Raw genomic sequence first — 25458 nt, forward strand, 5'->3', positions numbered from 1 at the left:
GAGCAGACCCGGTACCTGCCCGATAGATCTGCTGTAGATCGCGCCCAATCCACGAGCGTTGCTCCTGCCTACGACAACCCGCTTGCGCGAGGCAACGGCTTCTGTATCCTCTGCAAGGCACCTACCAGTGAATGACGCCATCGACTTTCTTCATCACACTGAACACTTCAGCCCCGACTCCTCGGACACGGCGAAGCGCAAGCAAGGACTCCACTGCAATGGCAAACACCCCTACCCAACCTCCGGAGCACTACTACCCAAGGCCCCCGGCGGATGACGAGATATCGCTGGTCGATATCACCCTTATCCTGGTCAGGCGCTGGAAGATGATGGCAGGGGTGTTTGTGGTTATCGTGCTGCTGGCACTCGCCTATGCAATGTCCATGACCGATAGCTATCGCTACGTGTCGATTTACAACGTGGCCGAACGCCAACCCAGCGGTGGCGCCGGCGTCGGCGTGCTGGAATCCCCGGAGAGCGTGGTCGCCAAGATCGACAACTACTACTTCGACGTGGTCACAAGCGAGCTGCTGGAAGAAAAGTCCCTCGACAAGCTCAGCTTCGAGACCACCGCCAAGGCGCCGGACAACGTGGCCTTCCTGACCCTCGCCTCGGAGGCAACCGAGGAAGACGCCGAACTGGTCACCGAGTTTCACCAGAAGCTGCTGGACACGGTAAAGTCTGATCAGGACGAGCTGCTGGCCAAACGCCGTGACGCCCTGGACCAACAATTGGCCAGCACCCGCGAGAGCCTGGAGGCCGCCAAGCAGTCCACCTCCGAGAGCGCTGCCGAGCTGGTGGCCACCTACACCGCCAAGGTGGTCGACATCGAAGAAAAGCAGGCCTACCTGGCCGAAGGCAATATCCAGCGCGTGGCCTCGCAGAGCCAGCAGCCGGTCGGCACCGGCAAGGCCCTGATCATGGCGCTGGCCATCGTGCTGGGTGGTATGCTCGCGGTGATGGCCGCCTTCCTGGCCGAATTTGCCGGCACAGTGCGCAAGGCGTCCGCCCACAAGGACTAAAGTCCTTTCGCTCCCGTCAGGCGGACACCAGCACCAATAGCAAAACGCCCCGAAGGCCAAGGCCTTCGGGGCGTTTTTCTTTCAGGCAACTTGCTTGGGCTACTTGCCTTCGGTCGACCTGCTTTCGAGCGATCAGGCAATGCGGCTCACGCTGCCTCTTGCAATACGCTTTACGGATGGCGCTTTCACCATCAGCGTTCATTACCCAGCGCTTTCCAGCGAATCACCACGACCGACGGCGTAGTACATCAACCCGGCCTGACGCACGCTCTCGGGGTCGTAGAGGTTGCGGCCATCCACCACCACCGGCATCGACAGCTGGTCCTTGAGCCAGGGGAAGTCCAGCGACCGGAACTCCTTCCACTCGGTGCAGATCACCAGGGCGTCGGCGCCCTTGACCGCCTGGATGCGATCCCCCGCCAACATCAGGTCATCACGCTCGCCGTAGATGCGTCGGGTCTCGCCCATGGCCTCAGGATCATAGGCCTGGACCCTGGCGCCGGCCTCCCACAGGGCCTCCATCAGGGTACGGCTGGGGGCGTCACGCATATCATCGGTGTTGGGCTTGAACGACAGCCCCCAGATGGCGATGGTGCGGCCCTTGAGGTCACCGTCGAAGGCGTTGGCCAGCTTGGCGAATAGTGTCTGCTTTTGGCGCTGGTTTACCGCTTCCACCGCCCCCAGCAGTTCGGCCTCGTAGTCCACCTCTCGGGCAGTGCGCGCCAGCGCCTGGACGTCCTTGGGAAAGCAGGAACCGCCGTAGCCACAGCCCGGGTAGATGAAGTGGTAGCCGATCCGCGGGTCACTGCCGATGCCGCGACGCACCTGCTCCACGTCGGCGCCGAGACGTTCGGCCAGATTGGCGATCTCGTTCATGAAGCTGATCTTGGTGGCCAGCATGGCGTTGGCGGCGTACTTGGTCAGCTCCGCCGCTCGCACGTCCATGAACATCAGCTTTTCCTGCAGACGGATGTAGGGCGCGTAGCACTCCCGCATCAGTTGCTTGACCTTGTCGGAGTCGGTGCCGACGACGATGCGCGCACCATGGGCAAAGTCCTCGATGGCCGCGCCTTCCTTGAGAAACTCAGGGTTGGAGCAGACGTCAACGTTCAGGCTGACACCGCGCTGCTCGAGCTGGGACTCCACCATCGCCTTGACCCGATCGGCCGTGCCCACCGGCACGGTGGACTTGTCGACCACCACCTTGTCGTCCTGCATGTGCTCACCGATGGCCTTGGCCACCGCCAACACGTACTGCAGATCCGCGCTGCCGTCCTCATCCGGCGGGGTGCCCACCGCGATAAACTGCAGCACACCATGGTTGACCGCCTTGGCAGCATCGGTAGTGAACTTGAGCCGCCCAGCCGACACGTTGGCCTTGACCATGGGCTCAAGGCCCGGCTCGAAGATCGGGATCTCCCCGGCTTCGAGGCGTGCAATCTTGTTCTCATCCACGTCCATGCAGATGACATCGTGACCGACATCCGCCAGACAGGTCCCTGTGACCAGTCCCACGTAGCCGGTGCCAAAAATGGTGATCTTCATCCCTTGTCACTCACTCACTGAAATTTTTGATCGGCAAAGGATAGCAATCCCGCCCTGCAAATGGCACAGCCGTTTCTTCACCTGGGTCAAATGGGATAGCAAGAGAAGCCCGCAGGCACAACCTATCGCCCATTGTCCCCCCCTTGGCTGACACATGGCTTACACGGCGTAGAACCGGCGATACCAGTCGACAAAGCGCTTGACGCCTTCTTCCACCGGCATCTGCGGGCGATACCCGGTTGCCTGATACAGTGCCTCGGTGTCCGCCCAGGTGCGCGGGACATCACCCGGCTGCATGTCCTTGTAGTGGCAGATCGCCTCTTGCCCCACCGCCTTCTCGATGGCACGAACGAAGTCCATCAGCGACACCGGACTACCACAGCCAATGTTGTAGAGCGCGTAGGGGGCAGAGGCCGTATCGGTGGTGACCTCGGTACTGCCCCGAGGGGTCGGAACCACGTCCAGCACACGTACGACGCCCTCGACGATATCGTCGATGTAGGTGAAGTCCCGGGACATGTCGCCGTGGTTGTAGACGTCCATGGGCCGACCTTCCAGCACCGCCCGGGTAAACTTGAACAGCGCCATGTCAGGACGCCCCCAAGGGCCATAGACGGTAAAGAACCTGAGCCCGGTGGTGGGCAGGTCATACAGGTGGGAGTAGGTATGGGCCATCAGCTCGTTGGCCTTCTTGGTGGCCGCATAGAGGCTGATGGGGTGGTCGACGTCATCGTCGGTGGCAAAGGGCACCTTGTCGTTGGCCCCGTAGACCGAACTCGATGAGGCATAGACCAGGTGCTCCACCCGACCGTGACGGCAGCCCTCAAGAATATTGAGGTGCCCCACCAGATTGGCGTCCGCGTAGGCATGAGGATTCTCGAGCGAATAACGCACACCAGCCTGCGCCGCCAGATGGATAACCCTGTCAAAACCTTCCTCTTCGAACAGGTGTTCTACATTCTCTCGATCAGCGATATCCAGACGCTCGAAGCGGACATCCTCACACCCCTTGAGATCGGCAAGGCGCGCCTCCTTCAAGGATACATCGTAGTAGTCGTTCAAGTTGTCGACACCGACCAATTCGTGTCCCTGACCACTCAACCGCTTGGCAACCGCGTGACCGATAAAACCCGCCATCCCGGTAATAAGAATCTTCATATGTACACCTGTTCCAAACCTGGGCCAATTGTAACGCGATACCACTGAAATTAGGAAAGCCCACGCAACGAACCTTCGCAGCGTAAGCGCCGCCCTCTTGAGCAACAAACAGGTTCCAGGTGCAACGAGACCAACCAAGGCTCTGTGGTAAACTCTGGCGTCCGCAGCCGCCACTGAATCTCAACCGGAGCCGCCGTGAACCATCAGCGAATCGCCTTTGTCATCGAAGACCTCTACGGAGGCGGCGCCCAGAAGTCGCTTTTGTACACGGCGGACCAGTTGCGCCAGCGTGGTCACGCCGTCAAAGTCTTCACCCTGCGCGACAAGGTGGAGCACCGCCTCCCTGATGGCCTCGATATCGAGAACCTGGCGGTGGTCACGCGCCTGACCAAGGCGACCTCCACGGTACTGACCGAAAAGTGGCAGGCCCGCAAGGTCCAGAAGGCCCTTGAAACCTGGCGGCCAGAGGTGGTGATCTCCTGCTCCTGCGACAAGATCACCCGGCACCTGGACTGGCCCAACCTCTACTTCTGGATCAAGTCCGACGTCAGCGCCAAGTTCAGCGACCCGGCCGCCCGCGACAAGGCCTTTGCCAAGGTGCGCCGCTTCTACGGCGGGCGCAAGGTGATCGCGGTGTCCGAGGGCGTCAAGGAGAACCTCGAGCAGGTGGTAGGACTTGAAGCCGAGACGATCATCCCGATCTACAACCCCTACGAGCGGGAGCCCTTCGTCGCGATGGCAGACGAGCCCCTGAGCCTGCCTCCAGGGATCGAAAAAGGCCGCTACCTGTTGTCGGTTGCCGCCATCGAGCCGCGCAAACGCCAGGACCGCCTGCTGCGGGCCTATCGCCAGACCCGAGACGAGCATGGCCTCGATGCCCCCCTGGTGCTGCTGGGCAAAGGCAAGCCAGAGAATGAACAACGACTGAAGGCCATGATCGGCGAGCTGGGGCTCGATGACCACGTCCACTGGCTTGGCTATACCGCCAACCCCTACCCCTACATACTAAACGCCCTGGCCATGGTACTGACCTCGGACGCCGAAGGCCTGCCACGGGTGCTGATCGAGGCGCTGTTGCTGCACACACCGGTGATCAGTGTCGACTGCCCCAGTGGCCCGAAGGAGATCCTGACCCAGGAGCTTAAGGACTTCCTGGTCGCACGCGACGACGAGGCAGGGCTTGCCAGCGCCATGGCGCGCATGGCCGAGGCGCCCGTCACTATCGAACCGCGCCACTACCAGCAGTTTCTCAGGGAAAACGTGCTGCCGAAGTTCGAGGCCCTGCAGTCGGAGACTTCCTGAGTCATGCAGTTGCTTGATATTCCCTTCAACGACCGGCGGCGGCGGTACCTGATGTTCCACACCCGGGACCTGCCGGAGAGTCTTGCGCTGTCTCAGACCACGACCACCGCCGCCTTCGAGGCGGTGGGCTCCAGCCGCTTTTTTGTTTCCCAGGACGGCAGGATTCTGGCCAAGGTGGTGCCGGACAAGTTCTCGAAGACGCTTGAGCCCTTCAAGTGGCTGACCCGGGACTATCTCGAAAAACGCTGGATGGGCCAGTCGGATGCGCGCAAGGAATACCTCAGCATGCGCATCCTCAAGCGGGCGGGACTGCGCACACCACGTTTCCACGGCTGGGGTTTGAGCCTGAATCCGCTGAACAGAAACGCCTCACTTCTGTTGATGGAACGGGTTCAAGACGCCACCGCGGGTGAAGCGTTATTTCTGGAGCAGGACGAGGTTGCGCGCATCGCTCTGCTGGAGACCATCGGCAAGGATGTACTAAGACTCGCCCGGGCCGGCTACCTGCATCGAGACCTCCACCTCAACAACCTGCTGGTTACACCCGCAGGGACACTGATCTGGATCGATGCGCACCTGCGCCCCATGCCCAGCAACCCCAGGCGTCACCTCGGCGCCCTGCTGAGCAGCCTGTCCACACGTAAGCTACAGGGTGAACGGTACCGGACTTGGCTAGCCGACTACCTGACACAGCACTGGGAAGCCGGCGCCTAGCCCCGCACTCCTCCCCAGAGAAGCGCTTCAGTCATCATCAAGTGCCAGGTAACGCTCCACCACGTGCTCCAGGCGGAAGCGGTCGCATTGGTCATCAGCAATAACTGGAGGATGCTCGACCACGCGAACAATGGTATCTGCGAAGGCACCGCGGTCCTGCATAGGTACCAACCAGTCAGACAGGCCATGACTCAGGATTTCGGAAGGGCCAGAAGGACAATCAACGCTAACTACGGGGGTCCGGCAAACCAAAGCTTCGGCCAATACCAAAGCGAAACCTTCGTAGTCAGAGCTAAGCAACAACGCTCTCGCCCTCGCCATGTAGGCATAAGGATTATCACGTGGCCCCAGCAGCTGAACCCTGTCTTCAAGCTTGCGCTCACGAATCATCGCGCTTACCTTCTGCGCTCCGTCACCGCCACCTACCAGCAATAGCGGCAGTGCTACACCACTTTGATGATAGGCATCCAGCAATCGGTCAAACCGCTTTTGGCGTAGGTCCATACGGCCCACATAGAGTAGAAAATTGTCGGGTACGTCGATAACCTCATCCGAAGCCAGCTTTCGTATCCGTTCGATATCCAGCGGGTTGTGAATACCCACGCCACGCTCGGGTTCAATACTGAAGTGCGTCTTGAGTCGTTCCAGCATTCCGTGGGAGACGGTGACAATCCGCCGCCCTTGATAGAGTGCGCGTACCTTGCGCCGCTTCATCCAGCGCCCCAGGCCACGCTTGTTGCCGAGAAAGCCAGTGACCGGATCGGCGTGCAGACAGTACCAGGCGCTCGCCGCAAGGCGTGAGCGTGATACCACCTGGTGGGCGTGGTGAAGGTGAGCATAGACCAGATCAAAGCGCCTACCGTGCTGTACCAGCCAGCGATCAAGTAGCTGCGCATGGCGGCGATAGCGGCACTGCCTCGCCAGTACGCCTTTGGCGACATAGGGCAGCTTGACGACCTCGACACTGCACGGAAGGACATGACGCTGACGATCACTCAGTATCACCAGGGTAACCTCGACACCGGCATCTACCATACCGACGATCAGGTCTCGCGCCACGACGGGTGCGCCCCCCGAGTCCAGATGGTCGATAACAAAAAGCACACGCCTTGTGCTTCCACTACCCTCCCACCTTGCGTTTTGCCCCTGTGTCCTGCTACTCACGTCATCGCCATCCCTGAAAAATCCAGGCGCTATCATAGCACCGGGACAGTCAGTCCAAACCCATTGTCCAGGCCATACTCCTGCCACCGACCTCAAGCCCCGGAATATCCTTCGGGGTTAGCCGACTGCCAACGCCAGCTATCACGTATCATGTCTTCCAGCGTTTTCTCGGCGCTCCAGCCAAGCTCAGACCTCGCCTTAGAAGCGTCTGCCCAGAAGGCAGGCAGATCGCCTTCACGGCGTGAAGCGATGCGATACGGTACCCGCTGCCCCGTCACCTGCTCGAAGGAACGGACCATTTCGAGGACCGTCGTGCCTCTGCCGGTACCCAGGTTATAGGTTGCGACGCCCGACGACGTCATTTCCTCCACTGCCTCCAGCGCCTTGACGTGCCCCACGGCCAGATCCACCACGTGCAGGTAATCTCGCTCGCAGGTGCCGTCCCGGGTCGGATAATCATCCCCGAAGATGGACAGCTCCGGCAGACGCCCCACCGCCACCTGGGAGACAAACGGCAGCAAGTTATTGGGAATGCCCTGGGGGTCCTCACCGATGCGCCCGGAGGGATGTGCGCCGATGGGGTTGAAGTAGCGAAGCAAGGACGCAGACCAGCGACTGTCGGCCCGGGCCAGATCCTCGATCATTTGCTCCACCACGGCCTTGGTCGCGCCATAGGGGTTGGAAGGTCTGCCACGTCCCATGGATTCAACGTAGGGCACCGGTGCGTCCTCCCCGTAGACCGTGGCGGAGGAACTGAACACGATCGATCGGACCCCAGCCTCCTCCATGGCTCCGAGCAAGCGCTGTGTGCCGGTGACGTTATTGTCATAGTAGGAAAGCGGCTGCCGATAGCTTTCGCCAACCGCCTTCAGGCCCGCGAAATGGACCACTGCTTCCGCAGAGTACTCAGCAAAGGCCCTGTCCAGACAGGCACGATCACGAATGTCTCCGCGCACCACCGGCACCTTCTGCCCGACCAACTCTTCGACCCTGGTGATAGCCCTGGCTGAGCTGTTGCAGAAGTTATCGTAGACAACGACCTCATGCCCGGCGGAGATCAGCTCAACCAGGGTGTGGGTCCCGATATAGCCGGCTCCACCGGTGACCAATACCTTCATGACATCTGTCTCCTCAAGAGAGTCTGGCGCCGACTCGACAGACCCACAAAACATGGGCGCACGATGCCTACATCAGCCAGCCTAAATCCACAGGGCCATCACTAACGGGCCTTCATCAACAGGCAACGAAGGCCTGTGCCACCCGCTCAGGTCTGAAGTCATCGAGCCATTGCTCACGCACTTCAGGCTTGGGCCCTTCGAGCGCAGCAGTGATTCCGGCAGCGAGGGCTTCCTCGCTGCGCTCGACCAGGTTGGTCTCGAGCTCACCCTTGAGAATCTCGCGTACTCCCCCCGGGCAGTCCACCGACAATACCGGCGTGCCGCAGGCCAGCGCCTCGAACAGCACAATGCCCATGCCTTCAAAACGCGAGCTGAGCACGAACAGCCGAGCGTGGCGCATCCAAGGGTACGGATTGTGTTGATTGCCGGCGAAGATGACCTTGTCAGCGATGCCAAGCTCTTTCGCCAAAGCCACCAGGTTATCTCGTTGCTGACCATCCCCTACCAGCACCAGAGGCAGGCTCGTACCGGATCGCGCGTAGGCGCGCAGCAGCAGGTCGTGCCCCTTGGCCGGCACCAGACGCGCCACGTTCAAAAGGTATGGCTGGGACGGTATAGCATCATTGGCCTCCAGCATCGCCTCGCGGATCGAGCGCAGCGGGCATGGGTTGGGAATCACCGAGAGAGAGCGTGGGCGAAACTTCCAGAGTGTCTGCGCCTTGCGTAAGCTCTCGGCCACCCCCTGAGACACTGCCACCAGATTCCTGCGATGATAGAGGCAGCGAGCAAACAGCGCCTTGCGACGACTGGCGCCATTGAAGTGGAAGATATTTTCGAGCACGTAGCGAGCACGCTTATCGCGAAAGCTCCAGACCAGCTCAAAGGTGCCGATGCCCCGAAACACGATGCGGTCTACTCTTCCATGCTCTTGCTCGAAGCGCTTCAACCAGTGTCGAAACACGACCCCACCCATTACGCCAAGCCCCAGGAAAAGCGCCCTGCCCATCAGCGGGTTGAGTAACAGGCGGGCCAACACCTCAAGGCCATAGCCGATCAGCGTCAGTCGATTGCGCTGTTGAAGCGGCAGGTGATGCACCTTGACCCCGGAATGCTCTGGCCTCAGGGGACGCTTCCCTTTACGAAAATACACCAGATGGCTTTCATAGCCTGCCTCATGAAAGGCATCTGCCAGATTGACCGCCACCCGCTCCATCCCGCCCATCTTGAGGGATCTCACCACCACCAGCGTTCTCATGATAGGCGCCCTTGTATCCTGCCATCGCAAAAGTGAACAATGAGACCACACAATGCTATGCAGATTCGAGCCGGCTACTCGCGAACCATCAACGACGATGCTTCCTCTCCTCCTCTACCCTTCACTCCATGGGCGCCCGCGCCCCATTGGGCCGACTATGCCGGATCATAAAGTGCGCTATTTCGGCCAAACGCGCCGAGCAATCACCTGCTAAACTAACGAAAAATCGAAGAAAAAGCTGAGACCGGGAGCATGAAGGACAAAAAGCGCGTACTGCTCGTGCTACGAAGAATGGGCATGGGCGGGATAGAGCAGGCCACAAGAACCCTGGCAAGGGCCCTGCAAAACGCCGGCCACGAGGCCCATCTGCTGGTCCTCAAGGGGGACGTCCCGTCCACCGACAGAGAAACCTGCTGGCTCCACCAGTACGATGTTGACCGCGAGAGTCGCCAGGGCCTTGGTCGCTTCATCCATCTTGCCGACAAGGCGCTGTTGTCTCCTCTTATCAAGCAGTCGGGATTCGTCTGGCGCGGCAGGCGCTGCTCCAATGCCTTCAAGCACTATGTGGCAGCATTGGAAGCTCAACATGGTCGTTTCGACCTTATCCTGATTCGAGGCCAGGGCGCCTTCGAAAACCTCTGGGCGTTCGATGACCAACGCACCTGGCGCGTTGTCGAAGCCGTGACGGGGCGATTTAACAATACAGCCAAAGGCCGCTGGCTGACGAGAACCTTGTACCAGGGCAAGCAGCTACTTTGCGTCTCCAGGGGCGTACAGCAGGAAGTCGGGGAGTATCTGGATCGCCAAGGCGTCGAGGTCACCAGAAGCGAGCTCCTCTACAACGCAGTACCGGTCGAAGACATACGCCGCAAGGCAACAGAATCGGCAGAACCAGCCATCCCCCGCCCCTACCTGGTACACGTTGCACGACTCGTTCCAGTGAAAAACCAGCAGCGGCTGCTCAAAGCCTACCACCAGGCGGTGAATCAAGGCCTGGACCACGACCTGGTCATCATCGGCGATGGCTCCGAACGTCGCCACCTTGAAGAAATGACCCTGGAGCTCGGCCTTGCCGCCCGAGTCCACTTCTTGGGCCAACGGGACAACCCCTACCCCTGGATGAAGGACGCAACCGCCCTGGTGCTCAGCTCCGACTTCGAGGGGCTCGGTATCGTCTTGGTCGAAGCCCTGGCCCTCGGCACCCAGTGCGTCGCCTGCAAGGTACCAGGCGGCATCAGCGAAGTGTTGGCGGGCCCACAAGGCAGGCTGCTGGCCGAGCCCAGCGATGCTGGCCTTGCCGAAAAGCTTCTGGAAGCCGTTCAAGAACCTGTCAGCATCGACGAGAAAATGATCAAAGTATTTGAACCGCAAAGCGTTATCGCGCAACTTATGGCACTGACAGAAGCCCCTTCGGAACGCCTCTATGCCCATCCAGCGTGACCACCACTTGCCGCTTGCACCCGATTGGGAGTGCAAGGCCACCATCAACGACAATGGCATCATTCAGTTGGCTGACCCAGCCATTGCCGCACTGAGCGCGGGCGACGTTCGACCCAACACCTGGATGCTGGAGGTACGCTACCGGGCGACGTCACACTGGAAGTTGCCGGCAGTCAGCATCTTGGACCGAAGCAAAAGCCAAGCTACGGAGCTCTTTACCCAGTATCTCGAGCCCAACGAGACCGGCAAGCGCTTGATCAACCTCACAGGCATCGAGTCACTCGACCAACTCCAGCTAACGCTGAAACATCTGACGCTTGAGGCGGACGTCACCCTACTCGGCTTTCGCAATCCGGACCTGGCGAACGGACCAATCCTTATCATCGCGCCCCACCCTGATGACGCTGAACTCGCTGCCTTCGGTATCTATAGCCAGCACCCCAAAAACACCTGGATCGTAACCATCACCGCGGGCGAGCGCCTCAAGCGCCTCGACAAGCAATATTGGCCAGGGCTCGATGATTCACTAGATGAGGCCTCACAGCGCAAAGGCTTTATTCGCGCCTGGAATAGTGCCACCACCCCACTGCTCGCCGGCGTGCCGGCAGAGCAACTGATCATGCTAGCTTACTTCAACGACACCCTTGCAGAGCTGTTTGAGAAGCCAGACACCGTCGTGCCCTCACAGTCTGCACCAACGCTCACGCCCGACGCCTATCGCCAGTGGAACAAACTGTCTCTACCCTCTGACAGTCAAGCGCAAAATACTGGGGAAAATCTTCAGCGCGACCTCACATGGCTTCTGAACAAGATCAAACCGACAGCGATCATCACGCCCCACCCGGACATCGACCCGCACGCCGACCATATCGCCAGCACCCGACACCTGCAGGCAGCCATCGAACAAAGCGGACATGTCCCTGACCACCTTTTGCTGTACGCCAACCATTTGAAGAGCACACGCGGCTTCCCTAGGGGGCCCGCCCACGCCGCTGCGGGCGTATGGCCAACTCACGTCACCACACCATCACCTCGAAACGATAGAATCGCCAGCTTCCCGCTAAGCATCGAAGTCCAGAAACTAAAAGCCCTGGCACTGCACTCCATGCACGATCTTGGAGGCACGCCAGGGCTTGAGCGACAACTGAAACGAAAGTTTAAGAGGTTACTGAGCGGAATCCCCTCTGCAGACTGGAGTGACTACAGCGGTCACGATTTCTTCCAGACCCATATCAAGGCGCACGAAAACTTCGTGTTACAGCACCTGAAAAAGAGTTAACAGTACTGAGCTACTAGAATGAAATCAGCCTCTTTCGACATGAGAAAACCGATTTTCCGGTCTCCAGCTGCCAGCGCCAGATAAAGGTGACGACTACTCCCATCACGACATTCTGGATGTAGGACCCTGTCCAGAAGAAGCTATAGGATTCAAATAGGCTGACGATAAAGTAGTAGACAAAAAATGCCCAACCAAACGCAAAAACTTCCGTTGGCATAACGCCAGCACGCCAAGCCTTCCAGCTCCCCATACCTGTCCATACCACAAGAACAAGAATAACAGAAAGCCCTAAAACCCCATAGCTCACAACGAAATCCAACAGGGTATTGTGAAGATGCCCATACTCGTCCTTCACCGCCTGAGGAAGCCAATCCGTATGGTCAATCACCAACCCTCGGCCTTCACCGCCCCAGCCGACGATCGGACGTTCCGCAAACCACTCGAGGCCAGCGCGCCAAGTGTGAAGACGGTTGCCGATGCTGCTGTAAGGTACGTCTTCCCAGTTACCTTGCCAGGCATTCACCATAACCGAATTTTCGGCCGAAAGACGTTTTTCGAGCGTATCCTTGAAGACAAAACCTCCTGTTCCAAGAAGGGCCAGAATACACACGAGTGCTACGACACCCTGCCTTTTGATACTTCTGGAGACAGTGCCTTTGAAGATCACTATTAAAAATACAAGAATCGCGAGAAACGTGGTTACCGTCAGCGAAAGCCACACCGCACGAGTCTGAGTCACGAAGACACCGAGCAGGCAAACAGCGAATGAAATGACCCAAAAAGGAACGGTCAACGCGGATAAGCGGCCAGGTGAAAAGCAACGACGAGAAAAGCACAACAAGCCAATAACAGCCACGCCAAAAAACATGGCGGTATGTTGGGCATTCCTTATATCCAGGTCAATTCTTCTGCCCTGCAAGCCATGCGACCACTGTTCAATCGAACCTTCAAAAAGAAAGCATGTTGCCATAAATCCGATCAGCGAAAAGATCAACAATGTCAATGCATGCTTACGCATACCACCAAGCCAGAATGCGACACCTACGAACAAAAACCACTTACCAAGTCGATCCAACTCGGGGTTGTCTGGTAACCAGTCCGGATGGTGATAGTACCCTGCCCCCCAGCTTAACAGTTGGGCAATCAGAACTCCTAGCAGACACCAGAAAACCATACTGGTTCGAAGCGCCTTCCCCTTCCATAGAATCAGAACCAATGCCAGCAAGGCTATTACGGTTCCTGCCTTTTGGCCAACATCAGGAAGCCATATACGTAGCCACCCATAGATGAACGTCAGCCCAAGGCAAAAAAAATACATCCACTTCGGTGTAAAAGTGGAAGAGAAAGCAACAGCACAATCTTTTTCTTGAAACATTCATTATCGACCAAGTAAATTTTATCTTGCACCGTCGCCGGTAAATACCGTCTTCACGGTCTTGAACAAAACAAGGACATCCAACCAAAGAGAAAAATGCTTAATATAATAAAAATCGTACTGTAGCTTTTCAATCATACCTTCAACTTCTGCAGCATACCCCTGCTCGACTTGGGCCCATCCTGAAATACCCGGTCTAACAACGTGCCGATAGCTAAAGAAAGGCACATCACGTTCATACCATTCAGATAGTTCCATTGACTCAGGTCGAGGCCCGATAAAACTCATCTCACCTTTTATTACATTGAATATTTGTGGAAGCTCATCAATCCTGTACTTTCTTATAAATCGCCCTACACGAGTGATACGCGGATCATTTTCACCGTCAGTAAACCCTTTTCCACTACTACCGACATACATGCTTCGAAATTTATATACCTTAAATGGCTTCCCTCTATACCCCATACGCTCTTGCAAGAACAATGCAGGACCTTCGCTTTCTTGACGAATACATACACCCGTCAAAATCATAATTGGCAGACAGAGAGGGAGAAGGGTTATTGCACCGATTAGGTCGAATACCCTTTTGACATTTGAATAAAATGAGGACGGCATCAAAGATCCAAACTCGTTTTCTGAAAGGTGATCTATTCTCACTTTTCCAGTTATGGACTCCTGAATCTGCCTAACATGATAAACGGGTATTCGAGATAGAGTGCACTGAGCTATGAATTTTTCCCAATTCGCCCCAAGCTTGTCACTTCTTAAATCTGCGACAATTGCATCGTAGCGAATGCCATCCGGTTCAGGAGACTTCAACCGACGAAATTCTATTTTTGAATGCAACCCTAAATCAAGTGTGTTACCAACTGGAACAACACCGATTTTCAATTGGCGGTACTTTTTCCCTACAAAGTATCCAAAAAAGAACCACAACAAGCAGAATAAGTATCCTGTAAATAGTACTTGCCGAGTATATGCTTCACGAGTAAAAAATAAAACTGCCACAACAACAAGAAAAGCAAGGCTCACAGTAGGCACAACATATGATGCCACTCGCACCCCAGGAAATCGGGAAAACCGCCTAAGGCAAAAAACGATAGCACAGAATGCCAAACCAATAGCCAAAATTGTATTAACTCGATTATCGGAAAGCGCCTCCCAAAACCCCCACCCCCATCTCTCGGCGCCAGGAATCAATGTGACACACGGCAACCCTACTAAGAATTGAAATGGTATACCCAAAAGAAACCGCTCATACCACCTGGAATGGCGCCTTTCATAAGAATTATTCACGTATGGCTCCAAAAATTCATGCCGTGACTGATAATAAAACGTCATCAATGCTTACGTTGTAATACACGCTCGGCAATTTCCAGGTATTTCATAATCACATAATCTTCGCTATATCTTTCTTCTGCTATTTCTCTTGATCTATTTTGCATGGCTAATGCTTCACCTTCATCCAAACTGTTAACTTTGGAAATGCAATTAGAAAGTTCACTTATGGACATTGGTTTTACAAAAAAACCATTTATCCCATTTTCGACAACTTCACGACACCCTGGCGTGTTCGTGGTAATGATTATCTTACCCGAAGCAGCCGCTTCAATCAATATTTTCGGCGTACCTTCTGGATAATATGATGGAAGAACAACACAATCCATTTCATCTAACAGCGATGGCATATCTCTAACATGCCCCAAGAACTCTATTACACCTTTTTTGGAAGACGAGGATAATAGCTTTTTGTCAATGGCTCTACTGGATTCATCTTCCACACCAGCCAAATAAAACTTACACGTTCTGCCAGAGTCAACCATTACTTGAGCAGCGGAAATATATTCTTCCACCCCTTTTTGTCGAATTAGTCTAGAAGCCATCAGGAAATTACTTGTCTTTCCCACTCTACATGATTGTTTATACCTATTTAGATTCACACCAGAACCTGGAAGCACGCAAGACTTATCTTCTTCGACAATATTTTTTCTTATATAATTTTCATAGTCTTCATTATTTTGAAAGAAAACAAACTTAGCACGTTTGTAAAGTTTACTGCATAAAAAATCATAAACACGTCCGACAACTCCTCTCAATTCAGAGGCAACCCCAACACCAGAAACATTAACTACACAGGGTATCTTAAGAAAAAAACAACAAATCAAAGAATAAATATTGGTTTTAGGATTAAAAGAAAACACTAGGTCGGGACGATTCTTCAAAAAACAATAAAAGACAGTAAACAAAGAAAAAAATTCTCTAAACGGATTTTTTCCATGCGGGTTCATTGAAAACGTACAAATCTTTGCTCCAACATCATCAAGATCATTGTTTTTCTTTTCATAAGGAAAAGCACAGTAAGTGTCATAACCACTCTTAAATCTATTAATGGTCGATTCTCTAAAATTTTTCAAGTACCATTCGCTGTTAGCTACAAAAAAAATCTTTTTCATAAACTTTTATACACCAATAGGACATACTTTATATATAGGGCGCAGCACTACGCCCGTTACGCGAGGTTCTTGACGCAAAGTCAACTCGTCATCAGCGGCTTACGCAAGTCAGGCATATCATGGTGTGAAAGCTGCGGGCCGGCTTGTCATAGCGCGTGGCGATTCGCCGTAGCTCCTTGAGCCTGCTAGAGGCACGCTCTACCACATTGCGCCCCCCGATACTTGGTCATTGAGAGCTCCAACCCTCGAGGGAGTCCAGGACGGCGTCCTGGCGATCTGAAGTGCTGATCATTCGTCCTCGTCCCCCCAGATCGCTCGGGCCTTTTTTCGTAGCGCCAAGAGGGCTGCGGTTTCCGCGAGAGCGGCCTCCTTGCGGCGCAGCTCACGCTTGAGATCCTTGTTTTCCTGGCGGTCCGCCTTGCGGGCTTCATTCTGCTGCTTGGAGGTGTCAACGTCAGTGAAGTTTGTCCGGATTTCATCAATTCAGATTGTCCGGTTTTTAGCAGTGCTCTTTCATCGGGACTACGTCAGGGTCGTGTGGGGGCTCGTCCTCCTTCGTGGCGGGGGTTGTGACCAGCCCGGCTCGTCGCTTGTCCTTCAACCGGTAGCTCTCGCCTTTGATGTTCAACGTGGTCGAGTGATGTAGCAGCCGATCCAGAATCGCCGTGGCGATGACCTGATCACCGAAGATCTCACCCCAGTCCATGAACGACTTGTTCGAGGTGAGGAGGGTGCTGGCTCGTTCGTAGCGTCGGTTGATCAGACGGAAGAACAGGCTGGCTTCCTCGCGTGTCATCGGTAGAAAGCCCATCTCGTCGAGCACCAGCACTTTGGGGTAGGTCAGCTGCTGGAGCTGCCGGTCCAGGCGATTCTCCTGCCGTGAGCGCACCAGAGTGCTGACCAGGCGATCCAGGGTCATGAACAGTACCCGATGGCCGGCTTCGGCAGCTTTCACGGCCAGGGCGACGGCGAGGTGGGTTTTTCCCACGCCGGGCGGCCCGAGCAGCACCACGTTTTCGCTACGTTCAACAAAGCCCAGGCCGGCCAGGTCGCGCACGATCTTGTGGTCAATGCTGGGCTGAAAGCTGAAGTCAAACTGCTCCAGGGTCTTGATCCACGGGAGCCGAGCCTGCTTCAGCCGAGACTCCAGACCCTTCTGGTGGCGCCCGCCCCACTCCTGGGCGAGCGCTTGCTCAAGGAACTCGCGATAATTCAGGTCCTGCTTGCTGGCATGCTCGCAGAGGCTATCAAGCGAGGCCTGGAGGTGATCCATCTTCAGACGATGGAGTAGCTGATCGAGCATCATCACAGCACCTCCTCGTAGACCCGCAGGTCACGCTGCTGCACCGACAGGGTCTGCTGCCATAAAGCCGCATGATGCTCCGGCACTGTGCGCCATCCGGCCTGTGGCGCTTGCAGGCGGTGTTGGGCGATGGCATCACCCGCCGGCGAGTAGACGGTCAATTCATCGTCGAGGCTCAGTCGGATGACCACGGCTTGGCCACAGTAGGTCTCCGGGACGCTGTAGCGGTTGCCACGGACCTCAATGTAGCCGTCCCAGCCGACCTGGCGCAGGTCGTGGTAACGGGTATCGAAGTCTGTTGCCGGCAGCGCCTGGAGAGCCGCCACCTCGGCAGCAAAGCGTTCCGCTGGGGTTTGTCGGAACTGCCGTAGTGGCCGTTGATCGGCCACTCGCTCCAGCCATCGCTGGAGCAACTGGTTCAGATGGGAAAGGCTCTCGAACTGCCGGTAACGCTGGAAGAAGTGCTGCTTCACGTAGCCTACCATGCGCTCGGTCTTGCCCTTGGTGCGCGGGCGCTGCGGCCGGCACGCCTTGGGCGCAAACCCATAGTGGTTGGCCAGTTGCAGGAAACCGGCATTAAAAATCACGCGGTGGTCTCGGTCGTGCTTCAGCACTGCCGCTTTCTGGTTATCGACGAGTACCGTCCGTGGTGCGCCGCCAAAGTGGCGGAAGGCCTGCACCAAGGCCTCGTAGGTGTGTTCGGCATCCTGGCTGGTGGCCGCCCAGGCATGGAAACGCCGCGAATAACCCAGCGCGTTGACTGCGAAACTGACCTTGCAACGCTGGCCGGCGATCACCGTCTCGATTTCGCCCCAGTCGTGCTGGAGCTGGAAGCCGGGAGAGGTCTCGAAGCGTACCGTCTGCTTGCTCGGTCGCAGCGCTCGCTTGGGTTGGATGTACATCCGCACGATAGTGACACCGCCGGTATAGCCCTGCTCACGGATGAGCTGGAAGATCACCTCGGCGTTCCAGACGTTGTCAGCCAACAGCTGGTCGATGATCGGCTTGTAGGGATCCAGCTTGCTGGCTCGCGGTCTCACCGGTCGCCCACTGGGAGCCTCATCGCGGGCCAGGTGGCGCCGCACGGTGCGTTCACAACAGCCAATCTGGTGTGCAATGTCCACGAGGTGGGCGCCTCGCTGATGAAGTTGCCTTATCATGAGAAAGTCCTCTCGGCTTAGCATGGCCAGTTCTCTTGGAGGCTTCGTCACCAACAAGAGAAGGCCATGCGGGTCGGGGGGACAATCTATTTTGATGATCTACGGACTTATAGCTCCGGCGTCGACACTCGGGATCATCGCCCTGGTCAGGTAGCAAACGGCCCGCTTGGCGAGCCTTCTTACGTCAGTTGTATAGCGTGGCTAGTGAGATACCTTCTTCTTGGGCCACCTCCGCCACCGTGCGGTTATGTGGCGGGAGCAGCTTCTTGAGGATGGCTTCTCGGCGCTCGTCGGAGTACTTCATTGGAACCTCATCACGCCCCACATGGTTCAGAGTCTAACAGCTGCTGAGGCTCCAACTAGCTTGGCAGTGGGGGCGTCCTACCAATCATAAGACCTATGTTTTTTTCTGTAGCCTACACCTTTAATACTCATTATAAGCGCGATTGATCTAAAAAATAAAAAATAAATAAAAAGTGAAACCTCTTTTATGCTTAAAAAATCTGTAAAGTGATAAGAAATCATGGAAAAAACCACTAAGAAAAGATAGTAGAAAAACCTAAAGAAGTCTGGATTAACAACAATCTTTCTAATAAAATGCATGTCATATTTAGTCTTACACGAATGTTCGATGCTTCGACACAACGGAAAAGACAATATAACAATTAAAAGCTCTAACTTACCTTCTAGCATCACCAATGGGATTAAGTACCTAAGTGACACTAAAGAAAAATATGTAATTATATTGAACCGTGATCTCACAGAATTATGAATATAAAAAATCAGCGACAATACAACCAAATAGAAAAACAACAAGTAGGCATAAAAATATGAAAAATACCACCCCACAAAAATTATGATGGACGCTGATATTATACATCTACAAGCAACTAAAGAAAAAAACCTTCTTTCATAATTTATTGAAGAATTATTGCTTAATCTTAGTGTTGGATCGCGCTCTCCCTTTACAGTCTTCACGTCATTCGATATATAACCAATTTCGTAGCAACACATAACTGCAACAAACGAGACAACAACAAAGACTAGACTTAAATTGTATATCAGTGCACAATATAACAAGAAGGCAGGGAAAAGAAAAATCCAGCTCAACCTTTCCGTTAGTGTTGTTATTCTTGTTTTAAACGTATAGGAAAATGGTATATAGTTAAATTTCGAAAATTTCGTAATCTTTCCCATGGAGCCTCCCCCGCCAGTATTCAATATTCTTCTTTCGAGAAAATATGACACACTTTTCACTTAAACGGCATGCCTCTACGTCATCAAGGTTATCCGTCGCAAAGAACTTAATGTTATAAGAAGTAAAGATTTCCGACTTATTACCTTTTATGTCTTTCGATAACTCGCCAAAACATCTGCCATTTTCGTCAAAGCGTAGCTCAGATGAGACATAACTTACACCTAGCCTGCTTGCCACTACTTTTACAATTTCTGAGAGTGATGCCGAGCAAATCAATATTTTGTTGGAGTCACTAAGTTCTATAAAGTGCTTGTCAAACGCGGTATGGTTTTTCCTATTTAATAAAAATGTATCATAGAAAACTTCCGCAAAGACTTCTAGATCACTTCGGCTTTCACCGGCGAGAGTTTCTATACATCTCTTGCGAATAGAAAATCTAAAAATTCTATTTAATATTTTCCCAAAATAAGAGGTATACACAAGACATTTAAAGTATCGCAGCCAATTTTTTCTATAATTATGGTATTTTTTAATATAGTCGAAGGTTGTATTACTATGGAAAAGAGTGCCACACAAGTCAAAAACAACAATGCTGGTTTTATTTCTCAAGGGCCACCTCTATATATTTTTCAGAAATGCGATTTATATCGAAACTCGAAATGTCATTGCTATTAACTTCAAGATCTACCGCCTTGAGCATTTTTTCATACATTGTTTGGTAGTCTCCCACTTCAAAGAAAAAACCATTTTTCTCCTCGACTACTATTTCTGCGTTTCCTCCGGGACAGTTAGAAACCACAACCGCGGTATTTAGAGCTACAGCTTCGAGAATGACGTTAGAGAAGCCTTCATAAATAGACGATGACAAGAATATTCTACAGCTTTTCATCAACGGATATGGGTTTTCAACATAACCATGAAATACCAAGTAACTTTCCACACTTAGGGACTTTGCATGCTCTATTAGCTCCTTTACAAGCAAGCCTTGCCCAACAATATGGAACTTCGCTCCTGGATAGTTTTCCCTATACATACTAAAAGCGGTAATAGCTGTCTGTAAATCTTTTTGCCGTGACAACCGACCTACTGCAACAACATCATACTCACCAATGTCAACACCTGCATCCATACACGATAGTCTACGTAGCATCTCAACGTTAATAGGATTGTATATCCTATGGATACTACTGTGCCTCTTGAAGGCACCAAATAAAAAGCTTAAAAGATCGTACTTCATGAAATCTGACTGAACAACTATTACGTCAGCTAGAATCAAAACAACCTGATAGAGATACATAGCGACGTATTTTACGCCAGACCAATTCTTGACATCTTCACTTAAAGTATTGCCAATTCTTGCAATACACTTTGTTTTTCTTCGCAACAGAATTGAGTTCAAGGCGACGGCGTGAGCCATTCCCAAGGTTCCAAACATTATGTCGATTTTGTGCATCCGGGAAAGACGATTTATTTTTAGTACAGCGACTGCTCCTCTAGTAGTGCCAATTTCGACGATTTGCACACCACTATCAATTTTTTTTAAATTATCGCCTCTCAACTTACCAAGAAACAACTTTATGTTGTGCCATTTAGACAGATGATTCGCCAACATAATTGTAACATTCTCAGCTCCCCCACCTCTTGCATCGGGTAGTACAAAAGCGATTGTTAACTTATTGGACGCTCGAGACATCTTTATCATTCCTGTTTAAAAAAATCAAGCAGACAGCAAGCAGTGTAAAAAAAATAATTGGAAACGAATTGTATGAAACCAATGATAAATCCAAGAAAAATCTATAAAAAAGCACGCAAGCTGAAAACTTAAAAAAGATATTATATTGATATTTCCACTTTATTGATTTAAACAAAACATAAACTAATGGAGTGTAATATAAAATAAATGAAAAAAGACCTAATGAAAGGAATATCTCCAAGTAATTGTTGTGTGTATACAAACCTACCTCAAGGCTTTCATGCCGCCGCTCAGCTAGCAACACGCGCCACGGCGGAAACAAATAGTGTTTAGAGTTATACAGTCCAATACCAGAAAACCAGTTGCCCCTTGCAAGATCAAAGCCATTTACCAACAACCATAGTCGTTCTGAACCACTACTCATACCACTTAAGTCAAAACTCGCCAAATCATTAAAAAGGCGACTAATTCTTTGCCATAAAAAACTGTTAATCCATAACGCAACAGCAGTAAAAGAACTTATTAACAATAAAAAAATGTACCGCCTTGTTAGTGACAACATTTTATAATAATACAACGACAAAATAATAAAAATCCCGACAAACCCTTTAATCGATGATGTAAGAACGACCAAAATGACTAAAGATGAACAGATGATTGTCTTTTTAAACGATCTGGGGAAAAAGAAAAGACTTATACATAAGAGAAGCGTACAGACAACGGCATAAAGATTTCTGTTTACATACATCGCTGAAAACGTAGTCTTATAACTCCAAATACCAATATGATATAGAAATAAAAAAATAAAAGAAACGAGTAACCATATTTTTATAACAACACTAAAAACAGCTTGAATTCTGGTATAACCACCTTTCGCGAGCCATAACACCAATGGAACCGACGATATTACATACAAAAATGATTCAAGCATCATCTTTACGTGTATAATTTTGTCAGCATACAATGGTGTAAATGCAATCCCGGGGATCAACCACGCGGAAAAAAATAAAATCAAGACTATTGACGTGACACTTATAACAGGCAAGCGCTCTATAAGTGTTAAAAAGAACGCTACAAGAACATATAGCGACAATGTTATCCATGTGACCCAAGGTAACGCACCACTTGTTCCATAGAAAAGGAGCGCAATAGCTAATACGCTAGCTACTAAATACTCGACCACGAGTCGCTTATCAATATTAAACGCTAACATTCGGAAACCACATATTGATATTTCCCACTGCTATTTTTTGGAATATCTTCGACAAGGTTGATTTTTACATCTACTTCACCAATAACCAAACTGACTATTTTTCGAATTGATTCGCTAACTTTACAATACCACTCTCCGTCAAAATCGTCTTTTTTTACTATATTAATAGAAAAAGACAAATCGACATGCTGAATGACTTGGAATTTATCTACGTCAAAATCTCTCTCGACCACCCCGAACATATGAATAAAATATGCTGGAAGAACTTTGTTTTTATTTTTATCGTACAACACACTAGTGCTTCTTCCTTCTATAGAGCTGAAACTAGAAACGCCTCCGTTTTTATTATAGCCATGTACAACTCCAACATCACCGATCTTATATCTTACGAGCGGCATACTATAGTTCTTCAAGGTCGTTATATATATATCACCAAACTCTCCAACCCCAACAGGGTTCAAATTTTCGTCTAAGACCTCAACAAAATGAACGGGGTCGAACACTTTGAGCGCATCTGACTCATAGCCAGAACAAGCGATATCACCGATTTCTCTCGAACCATATCTGTTAAAAACCCTACATCCAAAAGCCTGTTTAATTTCTTCTTCCATTTGTGGAAACAACGTACCAGCACTGGTTAGTAGCGTTCCATCAAAATTTATTTTTATTTCCTCTTTGTTCGCAAATTTAGCAACTTCATATGCAGTGTCGACATATGATGTAATTTGCACAGGATTATTTTCATTAATCCAATCTATTATATCTTTAATTAGAATGTCCGTAAGAACGAATGTATTCACCCATTTTTCATTTTTCAACCATCGAACCAGCCTTTGTTTGTGGCTTGCACCAATACCAAGAACGTCTCTCTCAGATCCCCAAAGTCTTAATTGTTTATCACCTGGTTCTAGACCACTCCAATGATCATATAGAGACTTCACCGCTCGCCCCCAGCGGGCATGCTCTTTGTCTTGAATAACTTTTAGCGGTTCTCCAGTAGAGCCACCTGTAAAATTTACATAGGGATGTCGTCTCTCCGCATCCCTAGAAGTCATCGCGTCGAAGTTCTGCTGTATTGTTTTTTTATCTATAATCGGAAGCCGAGAAAAAACCTCGTAACTAAAGACCTCTCGTTCTATAATTTTTTTATAATATGGTATATCACTCTTAAGATGACCTAACATCTGGTTTAGGTTTTTCTCCTGTAGATCTTCCATCTCTTTGAAATTCATTTTTTTTATTCTTTTTAGGATTTGATAGGAACCCTCGACCCTCAAAAACGTGTCCCATACAATTTTTCTAAGCATTGCTATCCACCAAAAAACCTTTTAAATTGAGAAAAAGAGGGGATTCTCGGGTTTTTGAGAAATCTATCCATCATGATTATCATCGTATTCTTCCTATTTATCAAAGTATGCATAACACTAAAACTAGGAAGCCCAAAAACCCTGACCTTATAAGTTTCCGAGACAACTCTGTCTCTATATTTAACGCCCCTTGCAGCGATCCCGTCTATGGAGACATCTACTATTAATCCGACTTTGTTATTTTTTCTTTGTTTTTTCTTATACCTATTTTTATACTTATAGCCGTCCCAACTTGCTGGAACATCTAAATCATCGAACGCAAAATTGCCCACGTTATAGTATATATTCTTCCCCTTATAAACTTCATGCGACTGTATAACGTGAGCGTGATGCCCAATTACCACGTCTGCCCCAGAATCAATTATATGTCGCGCTAAAGAAATATCAGATATCGCCGGGTATTTATTTTCTTCATCACCCCAGTGCAAGCATACGATTTTTTTATCTGCCGAAGAGCACCTTAGATCACACTTTATTCTGTCAATTCTAAGAGGAGAAACTTTGTTTCTTGTACCGTTTGCGGGAGTAGTAGAATCGTCACAGTAGCCAAATACTTCAATCACACAGTTTTGTTCTTCATACCGGAAAGGATTATTAAAGTTATTTGATTCGTCCCCGACACCAAAATATGATACGCCAGCTTTATTGAGATGTCTCAATGTATCTTCTAGCCCTACATCACCAAAATCGAATATGTGATTGTTTGCAAGGCACACAGCTACGGGGGCTGGAGAAAAGGTACTGAAAAAATTATCTTCCCGCATCCTTAGATTAACTTTATCCAATGCGGGGGAAATCGTATTATCTGTTAGAGGACTTTCAAGATTGACAACAAACCTCCCTTTAGCGTTTATTTTTACATGTATTGGATTTTCCGTATAGAAATCACCAGTAAAGCTTAGCACTATCTTTTCCCCTCTCGTTCAGACCAATTATCTCAGCCATCTTCGATCCAAGTGATCATTCAGGCCTTGAAGACCTCAGCGCTAATTATGGCAATCGTACTGTGCAGGCGTAGCCGATTGTAGTCCTTCTCGATGTCCATGAATACTTATTTATGCGAGGCTCCGCAGGCCTCGAATTGTTTCGGCCTTAAAGGTAGAAAGGAAATTGCGGAAGCAACTTCTGAGAGCAACACCGTTAATACCGGAGCCTCGTGGTACTGCGCCATCAGTTCGTTCATCATTTCAATGGTGCACTTGCTCATTGAGACCGCCCAGCCATCTACTTCGCCGATCCACACAGCCCGTGGCAACGTGGGTCTAACGAGAATACCAATGGTCTGCTTCGACCGTATCTGCCCAAAGGAACGGACCTATCGACCTACACCCAGGAGGAGTTCGATGAGATCGCAGACTCACTCAATACCAGGCCTAGAGAGACGTTGAACGCCAAGACGCCTCTGGAGGTATACGCGGAGGTTCTCCAGAAGTCAGTGCCCGGATCTCAGGCACTCCAATAGTGTTGCGCTTGTAGGTTGAGACCGCCCTGTCCCGGTACGTTGGGTTATTTCGGCATGCTTGACCATCTCGCTCCCTTGGTCGTAGGTCATCGACAGCCGTAGTGAGCGTGGAACAAGTTTCAATTTGTCACTAAAGCCGACCATCGCATCCGTCGCGGTCGTACCGTCCATTTTCACCAGGATGACGAAGCGTGTCGTGCGCTCAACCAACGTGCCTACGGCAGAACGGTTGCTGGC

General features: G+C 51.6%; 20 protein-coding genes and 4 pseudogenes. 6 read left to right on the plus strand and 18 right to left on the minus strand.

Translation table 11 applies throughout. The features are described 5' to 3' along the window. Positions 1 to 218: 218 nt before the first annotated feature. Positions 219 to 1022, plus strand: coding sequence for a Wzz/FepE/Etk N-terminal domain-containing protein (locus KUW00_RS10265; RefSeq protein WP_222568989.1), 804 nt, complete (start codon positions 219 to 221; stop codon positions 1020 to 1022). A gap of 201 nt (positions 1023 to 1223) precedes the next feature. Here the strand turns inward: KUW00_RS10265 and KUW00_RS10270 are convergent, their stop codons facing one another. Together KUW00_RS10270 and KUW00_RS10275 are read right to left on the minus strand one after the other, a co-directional pair. After that, positions 1224 to 2567 carry a UDP-glucose dehydrogenase family protein gene (locus KUW00_RS10270; protein ID WP_108447794.1) on the minus strand — a complete coding sequence of 448 codons (1344 nt, stop codon included), beginning with the start codon at positions 2565 to 2567 and terminating at the stop codon, positions 1224 to 1226. Between the two features lie 159 nt (positions 2568 to 2726). After that, on the minus strand, positions 2727 to 3725 hold the full coding sequence (locus KUW00_RS10275; RefSeq protein WP_222568990.1) for an NAD-dependent epimerase: 999 nt from the start codon (positions 3723 to 3725) through the stop codon (positions 2727 to 2729). A 195-nt stretch (positions 3726 to 3920) separates the two neighbouring features. Between KUW00_RS10275 and KUW00_RS22545 the strand changes: the two genes are divergently transcribed. Beyond that, positions 3921 to 5027, plus strand: coding sequence for a glycosyltransferase (locus KUW00_RS22545; RefSeq protein WP_222568991.1), 1107 nt, complete (start codon positions 3921 to 3923; stop codon positions 5025 to 5027). A 3-nt stretch (positions 5028 to 5030) separates the two neighbouring features. Then, the gene (locus KUW00_RS10285; RefSeq protein ID WP_222568992.1) at positions 5031 to 5741 is read left to right on the plus strand and encodes a lipopolysaccharide kinase InaA family protein; all 711 of its coding nucleotides are present in this window, start codon (positions 5031 to 5033) and stop codon (positions 5739 to 5741) included. A 27-nt stretch (positions 5742 to 5768) separates the two neighbouring features. Here the strand turns inward: KUW00_RS10285 and KUW00_RS10290 are convergent, their stop codons facing one another. From KUW00_RS10290 to KUW00_RS10300, 3 genes are all read right to left on the minus strand, one after another. Further along, positions 5769 to 6845 (minus strand): glycosyltransferase, encoded by a 1077-nt coding sequence (locus KUW00_RS10290; protein WP_222568993.1) that lies wholly within the window; start codon positions 6843 to 6845, stop codon positions 5769 to 5771. A gap of 152 nt (positions 6846 to 6997) precedes the next feature. Beyond that, positions 6998 to 8023, minus strand: a complete 1026-nt coding sequence (galE, locus tag KUW00_RS10295; RefSeq protein ID WP_222568994.1) for a UDP-glucose 4-epimerase GalE — start codon at positions 8021 to 8023, stop codon at positions 6998 to 7000. Positions 8024 to 8138: 115 nt separating this feature from the next. Further along, positions 8139 to 9278: a glycosyltransferase gene (locus KUW00_RS10300; RefSeq protein WP_261392095.1), complete on the minus strand. Its 1140-nt coding sequence runs from the start codon at positions 9276 to 9278 to the stop codon at positions 8139 to 8141. Positions 9279 to 9530: 252 nt separating this feature from the next. Here KUW00_RS10300 and KUW00_RS10305 point away from each other — a divergent pair, with 252 nt between their 5' ends. Then, complete coding sequence (locus KUW00_RS10305) at positions 9531 to 10718, plus strand: glycosyltransferase (RefSeq protein WP_222568995.1); 1188 nt, start codon at positions 9531 to 9533, stop codon at positions 10716 to 10718. Next, on the plus strand, positions 10702 to 11997 hold the full coding sequence (locus tag KUW00_RS10310) for a PIG-L deacetylase family protein (RefSeq protein ID WP_222568996.1): 1296 nt from the start codon (positions 10702 to 10704) through the stop codon (positions 11995 to 11997). The genes KUW00_RS10305 and KUW00_RS10310 overlap by 17 nt, the downstream gene beginning before the upstream one ends. 13 nt (positions 11998 to 12010) lie before the next feature. Here KUW00_RS10310 and KUW00_RS10315 read toward each other — a convergent pair whose 3' ends face one another. The 12 genes and pseudogenes from KUW00_RS10315 to KUW00_RS10370 form a co-directional block, all read right to left on the minus strand. Beyond that, positions 12011 to 13372, minus strand: a complete 1362-nt coding sequence (locus tag KUW00_RS10315) for an O-antigen ligase family protein (protein ID WP_222568997.1) — start codon at positions 13370 to 13372, stop codon at positions 12011 to 12013. 21 nt (positions 13373 to 13393) lie between these two features. Next, positions 13394 to 14668, minus strand: a complete 1275-nt coding sequence (locus KUW00_RS10320; RefSeq protein WP_315901123.1) for a sugar transferase — start codon at positions 14666 to 14668, stop codon at positions 13394 to 13396. Between the two features lie 44 nt (positions 14669 to 14712). Continuing rightward, a complete protein-coding gene (locus tag KUW00_RS10325) occupies positions 14713 to 15825 on the minus strand; it encodes a glycosyltransferase family 4 protein (protein ID WP_222568999.1) in 1113 nt (370 codons plus the stop codon). A 259-nt stretch (positions 15826 to 16084) separates the two neighbouring features. Next, positions 16085 to 16248: pseudogene (locus KUW00_RS22395) on the minus strand (IS3 family transposase); the annotation flags it as partial. 76 nt (positions 16249 to 16324) lie between these two features. Beyond that, positions 16325 to 17131 (minus strand): IS21-like element helper ATPase IstB, encoded by an 807-nt coding sequence (istB, locus tag KUW00_RS10335; protein WP_261392096.1) that lies wholly within the window; start codon positions 17129 to 17131, stop codon positions 16325 to 16327. Continuing rightward, positions 17131 to 18312 (minus strand): IS21 family transposase, encoded by a 1182-nt coding sequence (gene istA, locus KUW00_RS10340; protein WP_222569002.1) that lies wholly within the window; start codon positions 18310 to 18312, stop codon positions 17131 to 17133. The genes istB and istA overlap by 1 nt, the downstream gene beginning before the upstream one ends. A gap of 163 nt (positions 18313 to 18475) precedes the next feature. Beyond that, a pseudogene (locus KUW00_RS22655) lies at positions 18476 to 18592 on the minus strand (transposase); the annotation flags it as partial. 861 nt (positions 18593 to 19453) lie between these two features. Continuing rightward, positions 19454 to 20095, minus strand: a complete 642-nt coding sequence (locus KUW00_RS22660) for a haloacid dehalogenase-like hydrolase (protein WP_222569003.1) — start codon at positions 20093 to 20095, stop codon at positions 19454 to 19456. Then, on the minus strand, positions 20085 to 21179 hold the full coding sequence (locus tag KUW00_RS10355) for a glycosyltransferase (protein WP_222569004.1): 1095 nt from the start codon (positions 21177 to 21179) through the stop codon (positions 20085 to 20087). Before KUW00_RS10355 ends, KUW00_RS22660 begins: the two co-directional genes overlap by 11 nt. Further along, positions 21160 to 22392 carry an O-antigen ligase family protein gene (locus KUW00_RS22665; protein WP_222569005.1) on the minus strand — a complete coding sequence of 411 codons (1233 nt, stop codon included), beginning with the start codon at positions 22390 to 22392 and terminating at the stop codon, positions 21160 to 21162. Before KUW00_RS22665 ends, KUW00_RS10355 begins: the two co-directional genes overlap by 20 nt. Continuing rightward, entirely contained in the window at positions 22386 to 23624 is a 1239-nt protein-coding gene (locus KUW00_RS10365) for a hypothetical protein (protein ID WP_222569006.1), read from the minus strand. Before KUW00_RS10365 ends, KUW00_RS22665 begins: the two co-directional genes overlap by 7 nt. Before the next feature lie 77 nt (positions 23625 to 23701). Further along, on the minus strand, positions 23702 to 24664 hold the full coding sequence (locus tag KUW00_RS10370; protein WP_222569007.1) for a CapA family protein: 963 nt from the start codon (positions 24662 to 24664) through the stop codon (positions 23702 to 23704). Positions 24665 to 24978: 314 nt separating this feature from the next. Between KUW00_RS10370 and KUW00_RS10375 the strand changes: the two are divergent. Then, a pseudogene (locus tag KUW00_RS10375) lies at positions 24979 to 25221 on the plus strand (IS30 family transposase); the annotation flags it as partial. A gap of 30 nt (positions 25222 to 25251) precedes the next feature. On the opposite strand, the pseudogene KUW00_RS10380 reads toward KUW00_RS10375, so the two are convergent. Then, positions 25252 to 25458: pseudogene (locus KUW00_RS10380) on the minus strand (IS30 family transposase); the annotation flags it as partial.

Origin of the sequence: Halomonas sp. DP5N14-9 (genome assembly GCF_019802175.1) — a bacterium.
GTDB lineage: Bacteria > Pseudomonadota > Gammaproteobacteria > Pseudomonadales > Halomonadaceae > Halomonas > Halomonas litopenaei.

What these genes read in the sequence shown, in the direction of transcription:
- KUW00_RS10265 (WP_222568989.1), top strand. Translation starts at nt 219, where the DNA reads ATGGCAAACACCCCTACCCAACCTCCGGAGCACTACTACCCAAGGCCC.
- KUW00_RS10270 (WP_108447794.1), bottom strand. Translation starts at nt 2,567, where the DNA reads ATGAAGATCACCATTTTTGGCACCGGCTACGTGGGACTGGTCACAGGG.
- KUW00_RS10275 (WP_222568990.1), bottom strand. Translation starts at nt 3,725, where the DNA reads ATGAAGATTCTTATTACCGGGATGGCGGGTTTTATCGGTCACGCGGTT.
- KUW00_RS10285 (WP_222568992.1), top strand. Translation starts at nt 5,031, where the DNA reads ATGCAGTTGCTTGATATTCCCTTCAACGACCGGCGGCGGCGGTACCTG.
- galE (WP_222568994.1), bottom strand. Translation starts at nt 8,023, where the DNA reads ATGAAGGTATTGGTCACCGGTGGAGCCGGCTATATCGGGACCCACACC.
- KUW00_RS10300 (WP_261392095.1), bottom strand. Translation starts at nt 9,278, where the DNA reads ATGAGAACGCTGGTGGTGGTGAGATCCCTCAAGATGGGCGGGATGGAG.
- KUW00_RS10305 (WP_222568995.1), top strand. Translation starts at nt 9,531, where the DNA reads ATGAAGGACAAAAAGCGCGTACTGCTCGTGCTACGAAGAATGGGCATG.
- KUW00_RS10310 (WP_222568996.1), top strand. Translation starts at nt 10,702, where the DNA reads ATGCCCATCCAGCGTGACCACCACTTGCCGCTTGCACCCGATTGGGAG.
- KUW00_RS10315 (WP_222568997.1), bottom strand. Translation starts at nt 13,372, where the DNA reads ATGTTTCAAGAAAAAGATTGTGCTGTTGCTTTCTCTTCCACTTTTACA.
- KUW00_RS10325 (WP_222568999.1), bottom strand. Translation starts at nt 15,825, where the DNA reads ATGAAAAAGATTTTTTTTGTAGCTAACAGCGAATGGTACTTGAAAAAT.
- istB (WP_261392096.1), bottom strand. Translation starts at nt 17,131, where the DNA reads ATGATGCTCGATCAGCTACTCCATCGTCTGAAGATGGATCACCTCCAG.
- istA (WP_222569002.1), bottom strand. Translation starts at nt 18,312, where the DNA reads ATGCTAAGCCGAGAGGACTTTCTCATGATAAGGCAACTTCATCAGCGA.
- KUW00_RS10355 (WP_222569004.1), bottom strand. Translation starts at nt 21,179, where the DNA reads ATGTCTCGAGCGTCCAATAAGTTAACAATCGCTTTTGTACTACCCGAT.
- KUW00_RS22665 (WP_222569005.1), bottom strand. Translation starts at nt 22,392, where the DNA reads ATGTTAGCGTTTAATATTGATAAGCGACTCGTGGTCGAGTATTTAGTA.
- KUW00_RS10365 (WP_222569006.1), bottom strand. Translation starts at nt 23,624, where the DNA reads ATGAATTTCAAAGAGATGGAAGATCTACAGGAGAAAAACCTAAACCAG.